The sequence below is a fragment of the Roseivirga sp. genome (assembly GCF_034669765.1).
In the GTDB taxonomy this organism is placed as follows: Bacteria; Bacteroidota; Bacteroidia; order Cytophagales; family Cyclobacteriaceae; genus Roseivirga.
In genome coordinates, this window is sequence record NZ_JAXMOQ010000006.1 from 212,316 (window position 1) to 229,717 (window position 17,402).

The window sequence follows — 17,402 nt, forward strand, 5'->3', positions numbered from 1 at the left end:
ATTGGAGTTGATAGTGAACCTACTTAATTTGCCAGCTCATAAATTTGGAGAATGAGCGAAATCAGAAACGACTGGACGAAAGAGGAGATTGTTGAATTATACAACAAGCCGTTGCTTGAACTTGTATATGAGGCGGCAACGGTTCATAGAAAATTCCATAATTCAAGAGAAGTGCAAATCAGCACTTTGCTTTCCATCAAAACTGGAGGTTGCCCAGAGGATTGCGCATATTGCCCACAAGCAGCTCGTTACCACACAGATATCGAAACCAATGATTTGATGACTGTGAGTCAAGTGAAAGCACAAGCTTTAAGGGCCAAGTCAACTGGTTCTTCACGCGTTTGTATGGGCGCAGCTTGGAGGAATGTGGAAGACGGACCAGAGTTTGAGCAAGTGCTCGACATGGTGCGCACCATCAACACATTGGACATGGAAGTATGCTGTACCCTAGGAATGCTTACTGAGAACCAAGCACAGCGTTTGGCAGAAGCTGGCTTGTATGCCTACAACCACAACCTAGATTCATCAGAAGAATATTATAAAGAAATTATTTCGTCCAGGGGTTTTGACGATCGTCTTCAAACCTTAAAAAATGTGCGAAAGACTAACGTTACCGTTTGTTCTGGCGGTATTATAGGCATGGGCGAATCCATTGAAGATAGAGCAGGAATGCTGATCGCTTTGGCTTCTTTGAGTCCTCAGCCAGAATCTGTCCCAATTAACGCATTGGTAGCCGTAGAAGGAACTCCCTTAGAGGATCAGCAAGTGATTCCTATCTGGGATATGATTAGAATGGTGGCTACCACAAGAATCGTATTGCCGTCAACAACTGTTCGTCTTTCTGCTGGAAGAACAGAAATGAGTAAAGAAGGTCAAGCTTTCTGTTTTCTAGCGGGAGCAGGTTCTATATTTGCTGGAGACAAACTATTGACCACTCCAAACCCGGATGTGAATGAGGACATGGAGCTTTTTAATATTTTAGGGTTGAACCCTATGAAGCCTTATGCCAAAGGCGCCAAGCCTACCCCAGTTAACCCTGATGAAATGACACCATCAGAAGCAGAAAAAGCGAAATGGTCACGACCTGGCCACAGAATCGAAAAGAATGTTGATGCCACCAAAAAGGCCAATAAAAAAAGAAAGGAAGCTTTATAGCTTCCTTTCTTTTTTACTTTATACCTCAGTCTGAGGTTTATTCTTTAGATAATCCGCTCTTAGAATAACTTGAATCCAACAGCTAATACAATTTGGCTGCTTCTTTCATCAGTTTGAAAAGAGCTACCACCAGCAGTAATTGTTTCACCGAATTTCTCGCTTAACGCTCCTTCATATTTGAGGTCAATCACGAATTTCATAACATCTACACCTAAGCCCGCTTGAAAGCCAACTGTTGTATTACTATAGTTATCCTTAATATCTACAACGGCACCACTGACATCACTTTCTGCTTTTGTTAAAAAGCTAAAAGCTGGACCTGCATTTATTCTCAGTGGACCGATTTTACCTCCTATCATCACAGGTACGTCTACTCTGTTGAAGCTTAAATCAACATTACTTGTACCAGAAGTGATAGTAGAATTAGTTTGGCTTAATAGGGCTTCAGGCTGAATATATAGACCTATCACAGGCACTTTCACCCTCAAAAAAGCGCCAAATTGGTACCCAAATTCAGCATCACCTTCTTGTACACTAGCTACACCTTCTTTTACATTGAGGTTAGAAGAGATAAGTGCCACTCTTGGGCCAAAATTTACCTGTGCGGACACGCTGTATACCATACCCAGCATTAATCCCATTATTAAGAACTTTTTCATTTTCAATTATTTAGAGTTTTAATTTATAGATTCAATTGACTTGCAGTAGCGTTAACCATGCATTTTCTAATTCATTGTTTCTCAAAAAATCTTGCGCCATTGTATGTAAATGATATTCCAATGACTCTGGATCATTCTTGAAACGTAATTTTACTTCTTCTATTTCAGGACGAGTCCCAAAAGCCGAAACGGCCTCAGCATCAGGAAGTTTTTCAATATTCCCTAAACGCCCCAAATTATTGCCCGAAAGTACTACACTATTTTGAATTATCTCAGGGATTTGATCATATCCAATTCCTAAATTCTTATTGGGTTTTGGCAATTCAAAAAGGGCTTCTCCATTGGCCCGGCAATACCAATCTCCTCCCATTCTACCTACCAAGTCCGCTTTAACAGGATCGGGCATTCCATGTTCATTAAGAATTTCTTCTTTCAAGTGCATTAAAACCACCTCACAAATAATCAGATTGCCAGCTCCACCCTCATCTCCCAGAGAAATCACCTCATTCACCTTGCATTCATACGCAGCAATCGACTCTCCCACTCTGGGTGGCTTTACCATTTCAGAGTCCACCGCAGTCAGCCCTGACTTTACAAATTCGTTCACTCCTTGTGCATATTCTGTGCTCGCCAAAGACATTTGCTCCACAATATCGTAACTCACAATATTGATGACCACTTCTTTGGTTTGAAGTGCATTTTCAAGTGTATGTTTTGTGGTGTTATCTCGTACCCTTCTTGCTGGAGAAAAGACTAGAATTGGTGGGTTAGCACTGAAGACATTAAAAAAACTGAAGGGACTTAAGTTTACATTCCCAGCTTGATCTACAGTACTTGCAAATGCGATTGGTCGTGGACCAATAGTCCCCAACATCAAGCCATGCAGTTTTCCCGTTGGGATTTCTTTAGGATCGATTCTCATCATTATTGAATTCTAAGCGTTTTAATCATTCAGTAGAAGAACACCTTACTAACAGGCCCTGCTATTATTTGTTTGGTAAATACTTCGTCTTGATTTGTGAAAAATTCATCAATAGTGTAATGACACAACTCACAAAAACCACAATGGCTAGGGCAAATAAGTAACCTCCATCACCTTGCACTCCGATACCCAATTTGGTTAAATGGAAAAAGATGGCGCCAGAAATTGTCCCTAGTCCTAGTAGCGCTCCTAATTCATAACGGTTTGTCAGTAAAAGGACACTAGCGATCAATTCCACAGTCCCTGTCAGGTACCTACCCCAAGGTTCCATACCTATTTGCTTGAATATATAAATGGATTCTTCAGCTCCAGTAAATTTAAAAAATAGCGTCTGAAGCATAATTAAAGCAGCCAAAAGCCTAAGGATCCACGTTACAATCTTCTTTGATTTCTTGTTTCTCATGTTGTCTAATTTCGTAAAAAATAACCGAATTCGACTCCCTTACGCTTCTGGCCGCTAATGGTTTCTATTTAGCAGGCAACACCAAAGCACTTACCTCTCCAAAACCAACGCGAACTCCATCCTTTTCAGCATGGCCGCGCATAATGACGGTATCACCATCATTGATGAACTTACGTTGCGTTCCATCTTTCATAGTGACAGGTTTTTCTCCTCGCCAAGTAATTTCTAGCATCGAACCAAATTCTTCTGGCTTTGGACCAGAAATGGTTCCTGAGCCATACATATCTCCTACTTGTAGATTACAGCCGTTGCCAGTATGGTGTGCCACTTGTTGGCTCACATTCCAATACATGTATTTGTAATTGGAATTACTCAACACTGTTTCGTCTGCTCCCTCTGGTTTTAAAGCCACTTGTAATTTGACATCGTAATGTAAGTCACCGTCAGTTTTTAGGTAAGGTAAAACTTCTGGGTTTTGTGTTGGACCTGCCACTTTAAAGGCTTCCAAAGCATCCATGGTAACAATCCAAGGAGAAACGTGAGAAGCAAAGTTCTTCGCTAAAAACGGTCCTAATGGCACATATTCCCATTTCTGAATATCCCTTGCAGACCAATCGTTTAACAACACAAAGCCGAAAATATGGTCTGGCGCAGCTTTTACAGAAACAGGATCTCCAAGTGCATTTTCTTTACAGGTAATGAATGCCATTTCCAATTCGAAATCCAGCAAACGACAAGGCCCGAAAGATGGCATTTCAGCATCATCGGCTTTTGTTTGCCCTTTTGGCCTGTGGAATTCAGTGCCAGAAACCACGATGCTAGATGCTCTACCATGGTAGGCTACAGGTAAATGTTTCCAGTTTGGCATCAAAGCATTATCTACCCCTCTGAACATGGTGCCTACATTCCGGGCATGGTCTTCAGAAGAATAGAAATCTGTATAATTTGGTACTCGAACAGGCATCAGCATTTCAACTTCTTCTTTTGGAATCAATGCCAATTCGCGGGCAGCTACATTCTCACGAAGTTCTTCATTACCTTTTTCTAAAAGCTCAGAAATTCGGTTGCGCACCTCGCTCGTTTTCTTCTTTCCTACAGCAATAAATGCATTTAAAGAATTTTGATTGAAAACGCCAGCAGGAAGGCCTAAACCATCGAAATAGCCATTTTCGTATAAATAGGTTAAATCCAAAACATAATCGCCTATGGCTACTCCAGCACCAGGCTGCAAGTATTCTGTTTTGAATATACCGAAAGGTAAATTTTGTATGGGAAAGTCTGAATCTTTGGCCACTTCTACCCAAGATTGAAGTGACGGATTATTTGCTTTAATCATAATGTCTTTTAAGAATTATAGCGTTCCTCTTAATTCTTGTTCGTGCTCAATAGATTCGAATAAGGCCTTGAAATTACCTTTACCGAAGGATTGTGCTCCTTTTCTCTGAATAATTTCGAAGAACATGGTTGGTCTGTCCAGAACAGGTTTCGTGAAAATCTGAAGTAAATAACCTTCATCATCTCTGTCAATCAGGATATTCATTTCCTTTAGTGGTTCTAAATCCTCATCAATTTCACCCACGCGATCTAAAATGTTATCGTAATACACTTCAGGAACATAAAGAAATTCAACGCCACGGCTTCTCAAATTACGCACAGTTTCGATGATGTTATTGGTGGCCACAGCAATGTGTTGCACACCCGCACCATTATAAAAATCGATGTATTCTTCGATCTGAGATTTTTTTCTTCCTTCGGCAGGTTCGTTAATCGGAAATTTAATTCGACCCGTACCATTACTCATCACCTTACTCATTAAGGCCGTGTATTCGGTAGAAATATCTTTGTCATCGAAAGAAACCAATTGAGCAAAGCCCATTACTTTGGCGTAGAATTCACACCATTTGTTCATTTCGCCCCAGCCTACATTGCCCACCATGTGGTCGATATATTTAAGGCCAGTTGGCGCAGGGTTAAAATCAGTTTTCCAAGCCTTAAAGCCTGGCATAAACACACCCTTGTAATTACTTCTTTCTACAAAAATATGGATGGTTTCTCCGTAAGTATGAATTCCAGAACGAACCACATAACCATACTCATCTTCGGTTTTTTCAGGCTTCATAAAAGATTCCGCTCCGCGAGAAGTGGTTTCTTCCCAAGCCTTCGTGGCATCTTCCACCCAAAGCGCAATTACTTTTACACCATCGCCATGATTATTGATGTGCTCGTTAATTGGGCCATCTTTTTTCAAAGGTGAAGTAAGTACCAATCTAATTTTGTCTTGCTGAAGCACATAAGAAACACTTTCCTTATTACCAGTTTCCAAACCAGAATAAGCTACTGATTCGAAACCAAATGCAGTTTTATAATAATGAGCAGACTGTTTTGCGTTACCCACATAAAGCTCTACATAATCGGTTCCATTGATCGGAAGGAAGTCTTTTGCTTCCTTAAATATTTTTTCTCCAGGATAATTTGCGTTCTCTGTTGCCATGATTTTTTATTCTTCTAACCAAGATTTATGGTAATCTTTTACTAATAATTTCATTGCGGCTTCGGTTACTTTTAAAGGTTTAAAAGTATCGACCATTACCGCCAATTCTTGAGTTTCTTTTTTACCCAAGCTGCGTTCCATCGCTCCCGGGTGCGGCCCGTGCGGAATCCCCGCTGGATGCAATGTAATCTGCCCTTTCTCTATGTTATTACGGCTCATAAAGTCACCATCTACATAGTAGAGCACTTCGTCTGAATCGATATTGCTATGATTGTAAGGCGCTGGCACCGAATCTGGATGGTAATCATAGAGCCTCGGTACAAAGGAGCACACCACGAAAGCATCTGTCTCGAAGGTCTGGTGTACCGGAGGTGGTTGATGCACACGCCCTGTGATTGGCTCGAAATCATGAATTGAAAAGGCGTAAGGGAAATTATAACCGTCCCAGCCCACTACATCAAACGGATGAGTGGCGTACACATATTCGTGAATCATGCCTTGCTTTTTCACCTTAATAATAAAGTCGCCCTTTTCATCGTGCGTCTCTAAATTCTGCGGTCTTCTAATATCTCTTTCGCAATAAGGTGAATGTTCTAAAAGCTGACCAAACCAGTTGCGATAACGCTTTGGTGTATAAATCGGGCGATGCGATTCGACAATGAACAAGCGGTTTTTCTCATCATCAAATTCGATTTGATAAATCATTCCGCGCGGCACCATCAGGTAATCCCCATAACCAAACTCTAAAGTACCCAGCAAAGTGCGTAGCCTTCCTGTTCCTTGATGGATGAAAATCAATTCATCACAATCGGAATTCTTATAAAAATAGTCGGTTTGAGATTTTGTAGGCGAAGCCAGAATAATCTCACAATCGCTATTCACCAAGACTGGTGTTCGGCTTTCCAAGTAATCTGCCTTTGGAGGCACAGAAAAACCCTTCAGCCCAAGGGAAAGCATATTCTTCTCCACCGCAATTTTAGGAGAAACATCGTAAGAACGAAGTACCTCTTTGACCTGAGTAGGTCTATGAACATGGTAGAGCAATGACGACATTCCGTCAAAACCTACAGTCCCGAAAAGCTGCTCGTAATAGTAGCCACCATCTTCCTTTTTAAAAGTAGTGTGGCGTTTATGCGGGATTTTTCCCAATTGATGATAAAACGGCATATCGCTTTGTTTTTATTTTGCACCTCAACGTATTGAGGCCTACTAACATTAAACTAACTGCTTAAGAGAATTCTCCAATGCTCTTTTCGAAATACCGGTTTTTTCTGGAGAAAGGTCATGTACTTTCTGCAATGCATTTCGAATAATATTGGCAGTATCCTCAAAAATCGCCTCATCAGTCAAGGCAATTCCTCCCTGCATAAGATACGCAAAAACACGCGCCATTCCACAGTTGGCAATAAAATCTGGTAACACTGAAAGGTTCTCATCTGCGAACAACCCAGTAGGGCCGAAGAAAATTTCAGGGTCATTGAACGGAACATTCGCACCACAAGAAATCACTTCTAACTTCGATTCGATCATCCGGTCTACCTGTGGCCTTGTAATTAATCGAGAAGCAGCAGCAGGAACAAAGACTTCGAAATCTAAGCCCCAAATTTCTTCATTGATTTGATCAAAAGGGATCATCTCTTTTGCAACAAGCTGGTTGCCCTTTCTGTTTAAAAAGTAGTTTTTAATTTCTTCCAAAGAGAAGCCCTCTTGTTTCATCACACCACCTTCACGGTCGATAATTCCCACCACTTTCATTCCCATTTGAGCCAAATAATAACCCGCAGAAGCGCCTACATTTCCCCAGCCTTGAATCACAGCTCTTTTCTCTTTGTAGTTGCCCCCCCAAATTTGATAGTAGCTGCGTATAGCTTCCGCTACTCCATAGCCAGTAATCATATCGGCTACTTTGTATTTCCTGCTCAAATCAGGTGTGTACTCTGGGTTCTCTATCACCTTGATCACCCCATTTCTTAGCTGACCTATACGGTTGATTTTTTCGGCTTCAGTTGGCTTAAAGTGACCATTGAAAACGCCTTCTTGTGGATGCCAGATTCCAGCTTCTTCGGTCATGGCAATTACTTCGTGAATTTCATCCACGTTTAAATCACCACCCGTTCCATAATAGAATTTCAAAAGTGGACTTACAGCAGCAAACCATCTTTTCAATACACCTTCTTTTCTAGGGTCTTGTGGGTCGAAGTTGATGCCAGACTTGGCTCCACCAATGGCTGGACCAGAAATGGTGAATTTCACTTCCATAGTTTTGGCAAGCGATTCTACCTCTCTCTTATTCAAACCCACACGCATACGAGTACCGCCACCAGCAGCTCCTCCGCGCAATGAATTGATCACTACCCAACCTTCGGCCTCCGTTTCTGAATCCTTCCACTCAAAAACGATTTCTGGCCTCTTATTTTCAAATTTCGCTAATAGCGCTTCCATATCTCTTTTTACTATAGTCAAATACTAACAAATATACTTTTTACAATTCGAGCAAAATACCTTTCTCCTAAAATGATTTTTATATTTAGGCGATTCACATTTATTATAACCAATTATTAGGCAATCCCACTTTAAAGCAAGTCAAAAACACGTATCTTTAGAAAATTCCACTTTTATGAAGTTAGACGCCACCGACATTCGCATTTTAGAGATTCTGCAAGAAGATGCCCGCATCACCACAAAAGCCCTTGCCGATCAACTCCATCTTTCTACCACACCTGTATTTGAAAGGATTAAACGTTTGGAAAGAGAAGGAGTTATTAGAAAATATGCGGCTTTGCTCGATGGCAAAAAACTAGACTTGATGCTCACTGCGTTTATTTCCATTTCGCTTACGAAACACAGCCGCATGTACTTAGAGAAATTTGTGGACGAAATAAAAGCCTACCCCGAAGTAATGGAGTGCTACCACATTGCTGGAAACTTCGATTTCCTTTTAAAAGTGGTGGTAAAGAGCATGGAATCATACGAAACCTTTATCCTTAGCAAACTCTCTACCACAGCAAATTTGGGACAAGTACAAAGTTCCTTTGTGCTCTCCAAAAACATTCACACTACGGCATTTAGTTTTTAAAGAAGAGGTGAAATGGTAGTGACCATTGAGGAATTAACAAGTTCTTCATCCTCTAAACTTCATTCTTCTGGCTTCTAACTTCCGTGTTCCGACTATTCCACCTATTTTTGCAGCCTAATTTTATTCAAACAATTACATGTCGCTTTCAACGAAGTATAACCCGAACGAGATAGAAGATAAATGGTATGCCCACTGGATGGATAAAGGGTATTTCCATGGCAAGGTAAACCCACAAAAAGAACCTTACTCTATTGTCATCCCTCCGCCAAACGTAACGGGTGTGCTCCACATGGGCCACATGTTGAATAATACCATCCAAGATGTGCTGATCAGAAAAGCACGAATGGAAGGCAAAGAAGCTTGCTGGGTACCTGGTACCGACCACGCTTCGATTGCCACTGAAGCCAAAGTAGTGAAAATGCTTCGCGAAAAAGGCATCAAAAAATCTGATCTCAGCCGCGAAGAATTCCTTACCCATGCTTGGGAATGGAAAGAAAAGTACGGTGGAATCATCCTTGAGCAACTCAAGAAACTTGGTGCTTCATGCGATTGGGAGCGCACCGCGTTCACCATGGACGAAGGTTACCACAAGGCAGTGCTTCGTGTTTTTGTAGACCTATATAATAAGGGATACATCTACCGTGACTTGCGTATGGTCAACTGGGATGTTGAAGCCCAAACTACGGTTTCGAATGAGGAGGTGATATATGCCGACCAAGATGAAGTATCGAAGCTTTACAAATTCCAGTACAGTATTAAGGATTCTGACGAAAAGGTAATTATTGCTACGCAGCGTCCTGAAACTATTTTAGGTGATGCCGCCATTGCCGTAAACCCAAAAGATGAGCGTTTCCAACATTTGATTGGCAAAACGGCACTTGTGCCTTTCGTTAACCGTGAAATTCCAATCATCGCGGATGACTATGTAGAAATCGAATTCGGAACAGGCTGCTTGAAAGTAACGCCTGCCCACGATCCGAATGACTATGAAATTGGTTTGCGTCACAATTTAGAAGTGATTGACACCATCGGTTTTGATGGCGCCTTGAACGAAAACTGTGGTGTACCAAAATATGTAGGCATGGAGCGATTCAAGGCCCGAAAAGTAATGTTAAAAGACTTAGAAGAAGCTGGTTATTACATCGGTTTTGAAGAGTTTACAACCAGAATCGGTCGTTCAGAAAGAACAAATACAGTGATAGAGCCAAAGCTTTCTTTGCAATGGTTCATCAAAATGAAAGAAATATCGCGCACAGCGCATGAGGTGGTGATGAATGACGAAGTGGAGATTCTTCCTTCGAAATTCAAAAACACTTATAACCACTGGATGGAGAATGTACGCGACTGGTGTATTTCCCGTCAGCTTTGGTGGGGGCAGCAAATTCCTGCTTACTTCTATGGAGAAGGCGAAAACGACTTTGTTGTCGCTGAAACAGCAGAAGAAGCATTGGCTTTGGCCAAAGAGAAATCAGGCAATGCACAACTGACTGCCAGTGACCTAAAGCAAGATGAAGATGTGCTCGATACTTGGGCTTCTTCTTGGTTGTTCCCAATGGCGGTTTTCAATGGCTTTGACGATTCTTGTTTTGATAGAGAGACAGGTAAAATCATTAAAGGCAAGAATGCTGAGCTAGACTACTTCTACCCTACCACCACTTTGGTGACTGCTCCAGAAATTTTATTCTTCTGGGTAGCCAGAATGATTATTGCGGGCTACGAATACACAGGAGAGAAACCATTTAAGCACGTTTACCTCACAGGGATTGTACGCGACAAACAGCGAAGAAAAATGTCCAAGTCTTTGGGTAATTCTCCAGATCCGTTAGACTTGATTAAAGAGTTGGGAGCAGATGCAGTCCGTACCGGAATGCTCTTTTCTTCTCCAGCAGGAAACGATTTGCTATACGATGAAAAGCTAGTAGAGCAAGGAAGAAACTTTGCCAACAAAATCTGGAATGCTTTCCGCTTAGTAAAAGGCTGGGAAGTTGGCGGTAAATCTAACGGACAAGAAAACCAAACAGCAGTGCGCTGGTTTGATTCTCGATTTAATGCCGCTTTAGAAGAAATTGAAGATCATTTTAGCAAATTCAGGATTTCTGATGCACTAATGACCACCTATAAGCTCATTTGGAATGACTTCTGTTCTTGGTACTTAGAAATGATTAAACCTCCTTTCGGAGAGCCAATCGACAGACCTACTTACGAAGTAACCTTGAATTTTTTCGAGAAAATCATGAAGGTACTTCATCCGTTTATGCCTTTTATTACTGAGGAAATCTGGAATGAGCTAAGAGAAAGGTCTGAAGGTCAGGACATCATTGTATCCACCTGGCCAATCATTGGTGGGGCTGATGAAGCACTAAACAAGCAATCCGAAATAGTATTTGAGTTGGTTTCTAACCTTAGAAACTTGCGCTCTTCAAAGGGTATCTCTCCCAAAAAGGCATTGGACCTAGCAATTAAATCAGAGAACGCTGAAGCTTACGAACCTTTTATTAACATCATCCAGAAGTTAGCGAACATCGATCAACTGACCTATACGGATGAGAAAGTAAGCGGCACTTTAGGCTTTGTCATCAAATCTGATGAATTCTTTATTCCTATGGAAGAAGGCGCGATTGATATTGAAGTAGAAAAGACCGAAATATTGAAAGAGCTAGAATACACTAAAGGCTTTTTGAACTCCGTATTGAAAAAACTGAGTAATGAACGTTTTGTGGCTGGCGCACCTGAGCAAGTAGTAGCCATAGAGAAGGCCAAACAAGCCGATGCAGAAGGAAAAATAAAGATATTGGAAGAAAAACTAGCTGGACTGAGTTAAGGGTTACCAGTTCTCTATTAAACATTGAAACAGCCTCGAAAGGGCTGTTTTTTTTGTTCAAAATCTCAAAAACGTACCCGGTAATATTTTAGCGTGTATCCCTACATAATTATCACACCAAAATCGACAGATCGTAAAAATTATAAATTTCGCGATAACGTTATAATACATCAGACAAGTAATATTTTTTGTAATTATTTGAAGATGAACCATATACATATCAGTAGCTCTCATTAATTTAATAAAACCAATATCGTCATAGATATTTACAATTTAAAAATGACATAAATTTGGTCATAAATGAACAATAAAAATTTAAATATGACAATACAAATATCATCCATTCAAACTAAATATATACCATTTATAAAATCATGCAGCCTCATAGATACGTTAAAGCAACATTAACATCCCTTTAGGTGTTATTCGCGCAAACAAATGAATTACTTATAAATGCAAAAATTTAAACTAAAATTAATGCTCATTTTGCTACTCGTTAGTAGCAGTGTAATGGGCCAGCAACGTACCGTGGAGGGTACTGTGCTAGATGAATTCGGTTCTAGCTTTCCAGGCGTGACTGTTTCCATTAAAGGAACAACCACTGGGATAACCACAGAATCGGACGGTAAATTCTCACTATCAGTGAATGCTGAGAATGCAGTTCTTGTATTCAGGTACTTAGGTTACAAAACCAAAGAAGAACCTGTAGGAAACAGAACCACAATTAACGTGTCAATGGTACCTGACATTATTGACGCGGGTGAAGTTGTAGTAGTAGCCTATGGAACTCAAGATGCTAAGAGTATCACAGGTTCTGTGACTTCACTTTCAGCTGAGAAAATCAAAGACAGACCGATTACTAGTGCTATTTCTGCACTTGGTGGTTCTGGCCCTGGTATTCAAGTAACGACAGCAACAGGTCAGCCTGGTTCTAGCCCTGCCATCAGACTAAGAGGTATTGGTTCAATTAACGGAAGTAACGAACCTTTCATAGTTGTTGACGGTGTTCCTTTTAGCGGAAACATTAACAGGATTAACCCTGATGACATTGAGTCAATTTCTACTTTGAAAGATGCCGCTTCAACTTCATTGTATGGAGCAAGAGCAGCGAACGGTGTAATTATCATTACCACCAAACAAGGTAAGAAAAATGTTGCACCAACTTTCTCTTTCTCAACTAAGCAGGGTGTTTCAGCCAGAGGTATTCAAGAGTATGACAGACTTGATCCATTGAGCTATTACCAAGCCTATTGGGAAGCACTTAGGAATGACAAAGTAACTGGAGGAAAGACTCCTGAGGTTGCAGCAACGGAAGCCACTAATGAGTTAATCACCTTCCTTAAGTACAATGCAACAAATGTTGCTGGCAATCAAATTATCGGAACCGATGGTGCAATCAATCCAAACGCAGGTGTACGATATTCTTCTGACGACCTAGACTGGTTTGCTCCTATTGAACAATTAGGTTACAGACAAGAATATAACTTCAGTGCAAAAGGCGCAACAGACAGAGCAGATTACTATGTATCTCTTGGTTATTTGAATGAAAAAGGGGTTTTCAAAAATTCTGATTTCGAGAGATATACCTTAAGAACAAATGTTAATGTTGATGTTCTAGACTGGTTGAAAGTTGGAGTAAACAACTCTGGTGATATCAGAATAACTAACTCTGTAACAAGTAGCGGAACTGGCTTTGCTAACGCTTTCTACAATGCAAGAAGAATGGGGCCTATTTTCCCTGTTTATGCTATTGACGATCAAGGCAACTATATTACTGACCCTGACTTTGGAACTAAAGCCTTCGATAGAGGTGATGGTAGATTTGGAATACCAACTAGACCAAACAACACCTCTGGTAGACAAGCACCTGAAGAGTCACTTTTAAACAATAGTTTGACTGAAGCTTTATTCTTTAGAACTGTAGGTTATGTGGAATTAACTCCAATGAAAAACCTTAGTGTTAAAATTAATGGCAGTGTGGACATTGGAACAGCAAATGGCCAATTCTATGGCAACCCATTTGTGGGCGATTACATTGGAGTAGGTAGAGCTACGAAGAGCGCCAACTTTGATATCACCACAAACTTTAACCAATTGGTTGATTATTCATTCGATCTAGACGCCAGAAATAGTTTTGACATATTAGTTGGCCACGAAAGCTATGGTATTAAAAACAATGATTTCAATGCTGCAAAAACAGGTTATATCGTTTTAGACAACCCTGTTTTAGATAACTACACTACAATTGTTTCAGCCGCCTCCCAGATTGACAGATACAAGACTGAAGGTTTTTTCTCAAGAATCAATTATAACCACAACGATCGATACTTTGCTTCATTCTCTTTCAGAAGAGATGGTACTTCTCGATTCTCACAAGATGCGAGATGGGGTAACTTCTGGTCACTTGGTGGTAGCTGGAGAATGTCTGAAGAAGCTTTCATGAGCGGTATTAGCTGGGTTGATGAATTGAAACTTAGAGCATCATACGGACAAACAGGTAATGATAACGTAGGTGGATACTACCCTTCTCAGACATTATACTCTTCTGGCCGAAACAACGCCAATAACGCAGGATTCTTTAGCTATAACGTAGGAAATAATGCCCTACAATGGGAAAAGAATACTTCTGCTGACGTAGCGGTTGACTTTGAAGTTTTAGGTAGAGTGAGAGGTACTGTTGAATACTTCAACCGTTATTCTGACAACCTATTGTTCTCAGTGCCAATCCCAAGTGAATCTGGTTATACCTCTCAGAACAGAAACATTGGTAAAATGGTGAACAAAGGTTTAGAATTCGATGCTAATGTTGACATTTTAAAATCATCTGGCGGACTTGAGTGGAACTTTGCTTTGAACGCAACAATGCTTACAAACGAAATTACTCAACTACCTGAAGCTTCAAGAGAGAATGGAATCATTACTGGTACCAAGAAACTTTTAGAAGGTCACTCTATTTATGACTTCTGGCTGAAAGAATGGTACGGTGTTGACCCTGATACAGGTAACCCACTTTACGTTTACGATCCAGAGTCAGAATCTACTCCGAACAACCTTTTGAAAGAAATCAACGGGGTTCCAGTAACAACTAACCAAAACAATGGATTATACCACTATGCTGGATCTTCTATTGCAGATGTTTATGGCGCATTCACAAACAACCTTTCTTACAAAGGATTTACATTTTCGGTAATGTTTGCTTATAGTGTTGGTGGTAAAATTTATGATGGCAACTCGCAAAGCTTAATGGCCGCTCTTGATGGTAGTGCTCTTAGCGTAGACATTGCCGACAGATGGCAGAACCCAGGAGACATTACTGATGTACCAAGAATCTCTATCAACAATAACACTAACAACATTGCAACATCTGATAGATGGTTGACAGACGCTTCATTCCTAAATCTTAGAAATATCAATTTAGGATATGAGTTTAAGAAAGCTGCAGTTCAAAGCTTGGGAATTTCTAGCCTTAGAACTTACGTTTCGGCTGAAAACCTATTCTTCATTAGTTCGAAAAAAGGTCTGAACCCTATGGAGACATTCAATGGAACACAAGATGCAGGACTTTACCCTCCTTCAAGAGTTTTAACCTTGGGTGTTAACATCAACTTCTAAAACAAAGACAATGAAATACATTTCAAAAATAATTCTACTCTTTATTGTATTGGCTATAAGCTCATGCAACGAAGAATATCTTGATACAGCCCCTACTGATCAGCTTGGCGCTGATGAAGTACTAAGTACTATTGTTAACCAAAGAGCTGCTTTGGAAGGAATCCACCGCTATATGTATGGCTCTGGAGGTTCTCAAGATGAAGCAGGTGGATATGGTGACCACATGATCAACTTTGATTTCTTAGGGCAAGACGTTGTGAACCCACAAAGAGGTTCTGGATGGTTTATTGGTGTGCATCAATGGCTTGAACACAGATCGAACACTAGCTCATTAGTAAATCAGACTTATAATTTTTACTACACAATTATTGTTAATGCCAATAACATTATCAATTCAATTGATAACGTAGAAGGAAGTGATGATGAAAAGAACAACATCAAAGGTCAGGCTTATTTCTACAGAGCGTTTGCACACTATACGCTTGTCCAGCTTTATGCTGAAAGATACAAAGCAGGTCAAGCGAACAGTCAATTAGGTATAGTAATTAACCTTGATGATTTGAGCAACCTTGGTGAAGCAAAAGCGCGTTCAACTGTGGATCAAGTATATGCTCAAATTGGGGCTGATCTTACCACTGCTTTACAAAATTTGAACGCTTCAACAGTAACGTTCTCTGACAAATCTCAAATCAGCAAAAACGTTGTTAATGGTATGTTGGCAAGAGTTGCTTTGACCAAAGGAGAATGGGCAAACGCCATTACTTTTGCGCAAGCAGCAAGACAAGGCTTCCCTTTGACTTCTGCAGCTCAAATTCAACAAGGTTTCAATGACTATTCTGCAACTGGCTGGATTTGGTCGAGTCGTATCATCCCTGATCAAGGAACATACTTTTCGTCTTTCTTTGCTTACATGTCATACAACTACAACTCCTCGCACATTAGAGCCGACCCTAAGTGTATCAATGCTGATTTATATGATATGATCTCTTCTACAGATGTTAGAAAAGGTTTTTGGGCAGTTACTGCAGCTGAAAGAGCAGCAGTTGTTCTACCAAGTAGTTTTGCAAAGTATCCATACATGAATGTTAAATTTAAATCACCTGGTAGTGGAACCCTTGGAGATGGTGACATTGTATTGATGCGTACTGCAGAGATGATCTTGATTGAAGCTGAAGCAAATGCTCGTTTAGGAGTAGCGAATCAAGTAGCAGCTAGAACAGCATTGTTCTCTTTAGTTTCTCAGCGTGACCCTAATGCTGTAATTAGCATTAACACTGGACAAGCACTTATAAATGAAATCTTAGTACAAAGAAGAATCGAACTTTGGGGTGAAGGATTTAACTTTTTAGACCTTAAGAGATTAGATTTACCACTTCAGAGATCTACTAGAGGTAGTTTCAGCATAACTCAGGCTAGAATTACAGATATTCCTGCTGGTGATTTACAATGGCAGTGGTTCTTCCCAATTAGTGCAATTAACGTTAATCCTAACTTGGTTCAGAACGATTAATAAAACGAAGAAGATTTAACATCTTCATCTTCATAAATTACAGAAGCCCAATTGTATCAATTGGGCTTCTTCTTTTTCCACCCCTACCTACCCAAGGTAAAATTCACACCCCATGGCCGGCACAGTTTTCATTTGTTGCTACATAAACTTACTTATGAGTGTCTGGATCTTTAAACCAACAGGCACTGACATATCCCCCCTCAAATAGACCCGTTGAAATCATAATATGTAGTGGTTTTTCAACAATTTAAGCACGTTCACAGCCCCATCTATTGTCCACCAAAATCGCATAATCCTAGGGCTTGGAAATTACCTTTATCTTTCCTGAATATTTACAATATTACTTGTGATAATCTCAGCCAAAATGAAATATAAATCAGATGGAATGAATTAGAAAATTCATACTTTAAAATCAAGTATTTAAGTAAATAATATTTACATAATTTTTATACCAATTTTTAAACATATATATACATATTTATTTTAACCAAAATCCTCTTCAGGTTCGTGCGTTAAAATCGATATGTCGTAAATATTATATGAATCACGACAATATTATAACTATTCAGACAAGCCCTATTTCTTGTATTTATTTGATGATGAACGACATACATATCAGTACCACTCATAAATTTAATAAAACCAATATATCCATAGATATTTACAATTTTAAAATAACCTAAATTTGGTCGA

General features: G+C 40.1%; 12 protein-coding genes. 5 read left to right on the top strand and 7 right to left on the bottom strand.

Translation table 11 applies throughout. The features are described from left to right. Positions 1–51 precede the first annotated feature (51 nt). Positions 52–1,155, top strand: a complete 1,104-nt coding sequence (bioB, locus tag VOI17_RS13655) for a biotin synthase BioB (RefSeq protein WP_323757778.1) — start codon at positions 52–54, stop codon at positions 1,153–1,155. A 59-nt stretch (positions 1,156–1,214) separates the two neighbouring features. Here bioB and VOI17_RS13660 read toward each other — a convergent pair whose 3' ends face one another. The 7 genes from VOI17_RS13660 to VOI17_RS13690 all read right to left on the bottom strand — a co-directional run bounded on the left by VOI17_RS13660 (position 1,215) and on the right by VOI17_RS13690 (position 8,132). Beyond that, entirely contained in the window at positions 1,215–1,814 is a 600-nt protein-coding gene (locus VOI17_RS13660) for an outer membrane beta-barrel protein (RefSeq protein ID WP_323757779.1), read from the bottom strand. 31 nt (positions 1,815–1,845) lie between these two features. Further along, positions 1,846–2,739, bottom strand: coding sequence for a flavin reductase family protein (locus tag VOI17_RS13665; RefSeq protein ID WP_323757780.1), 894 nt, complete (start codon positions 2,737–2,739; stop codon positions 1,846–1,848). Between the two features lie 61 nt (positions 2,740–2,800). Then, positions 2,801–3,199: a DoxX family protein gene (locus VOI17_RS13670; RefSeq protein WP_323757781.1), complete on the bottom strand. Its 399-nt coding sequence runs from the start codon at positions 3,197–3,199 to the stop codon at positions 2,801–2,803. A 64-nt stretch (positions 3,200–3,263) separates the two neighbouring features. Then, entirely contained in the window at positions 3,264–4,535 is a 1,272-nt protein-coding gene (fahA, locus tag VOI17_RS13675) for a fumarylacetoacetase (protein ID WP_323757782.1), read from the bottom strand. 15 nt (positions 4,536–4,550) lie between these two features. Beyond that, positions 4,551–5,690, bottom strand: a complete 1,140-nt coding sequence (gene hppD, locus VOI17_RS13680) for a 4-hydroxyphenylpyruvate dioxygenase (protein ID WP_323757783.1) — start codon at positions 5,688–5,690, stop codon at positions 4,551–4,553. A gap of 6 nt (positions 5,691–5,696) precedes the next feature. Continuing rightward, on the bottom strand, positions 5,697–6,857 hold the full coding sequence (locus tag VOI17_RS13685) for a homogentisate 1,2-dioxygenase (protein WP_323757784.1): 1,161 nt from the start codon (positions 6,855–6,857) through the stop codon (positions 5,697–5,699). Positions 6,858–6,905: 48 nt separating this feature from the next. After that, on the bottom strand, positions 6,906–8,132 hold the full coding sequence (locus VOI17_RS13690) for a Glu/Leu/Phe/Val dehydrogenase dimerization domain-containing protein (RefSeq protein ID WP_323757785.1): 1,227 nt from the start codon (positions 8,130–8,132) through the stop codon (positions 6,906–6,908). 175 nt (positions 8,133–8,307) lie between these two features. On the opposite strand from VOI17_RS13690, the gene VOI17_RS13695 reads away from it, so the two are divergent. The 4 genes from VOI17_RS13695 to VOI17_RS13710 all read left to right on the top strand — a co-directional run bounded on the left by VOI17_RS13695 (position 8,308) and on the right by VOI17_RS13710 (position 16,709). Continuing rightward, positions 8,308–8,766, top strand: coding sequence for an Lrp/AsnC family transcriptional regulator (locus VOI17_RS13695; RefSeq protein WP_323757786.1), 459 nt, complete (start codon positions 8,308–8,310; stop codon positions 8,764–8,766). A gap of 136 nt (positions 8,767–8,902) precedes the next feature. Beyond that, a complete protein-coding gene (locus VOI17_RS13700; RefSeq protein WP_323757787.1) occupies positions 8,903–11,587 on the top strand; it encodes a valine--tRNA ligase in 2,685 nt (894 codons plus the stop codon). Positions 11,588–12,040: 453 nt separating this feature from the next. Then, positions 12,041–15,199 carry a SusC/RagA family TonB-linked outer membrane protein gene (locus VOI17_RS13705; protein WP_323757788.1) on the top strand — a complete coding sequence of 1,053 codons (3,159 nt, stop codon included), beginning with the start codon at positions 12,041–12,043 and terminating at the stop codon, positions 15,197–15,199. Positions 15,200–15,209: 10 nt separating this feature from the next. Further along, the gene (locus VOI17_RS13710) at positions 15,210–16,709 is read left to right on the top strand and encodes a RagB/SusD family nutrient uptake outer membrane protein (protein ID WP_323757789.1); all 1,500 of its coding nucleotides are present in this window, start codon (positions 15,210–15,212) and stop codon (positions 16,707–16,709) included. Positions 16,710–17,402: the final 693 nt, after the last annotated feature.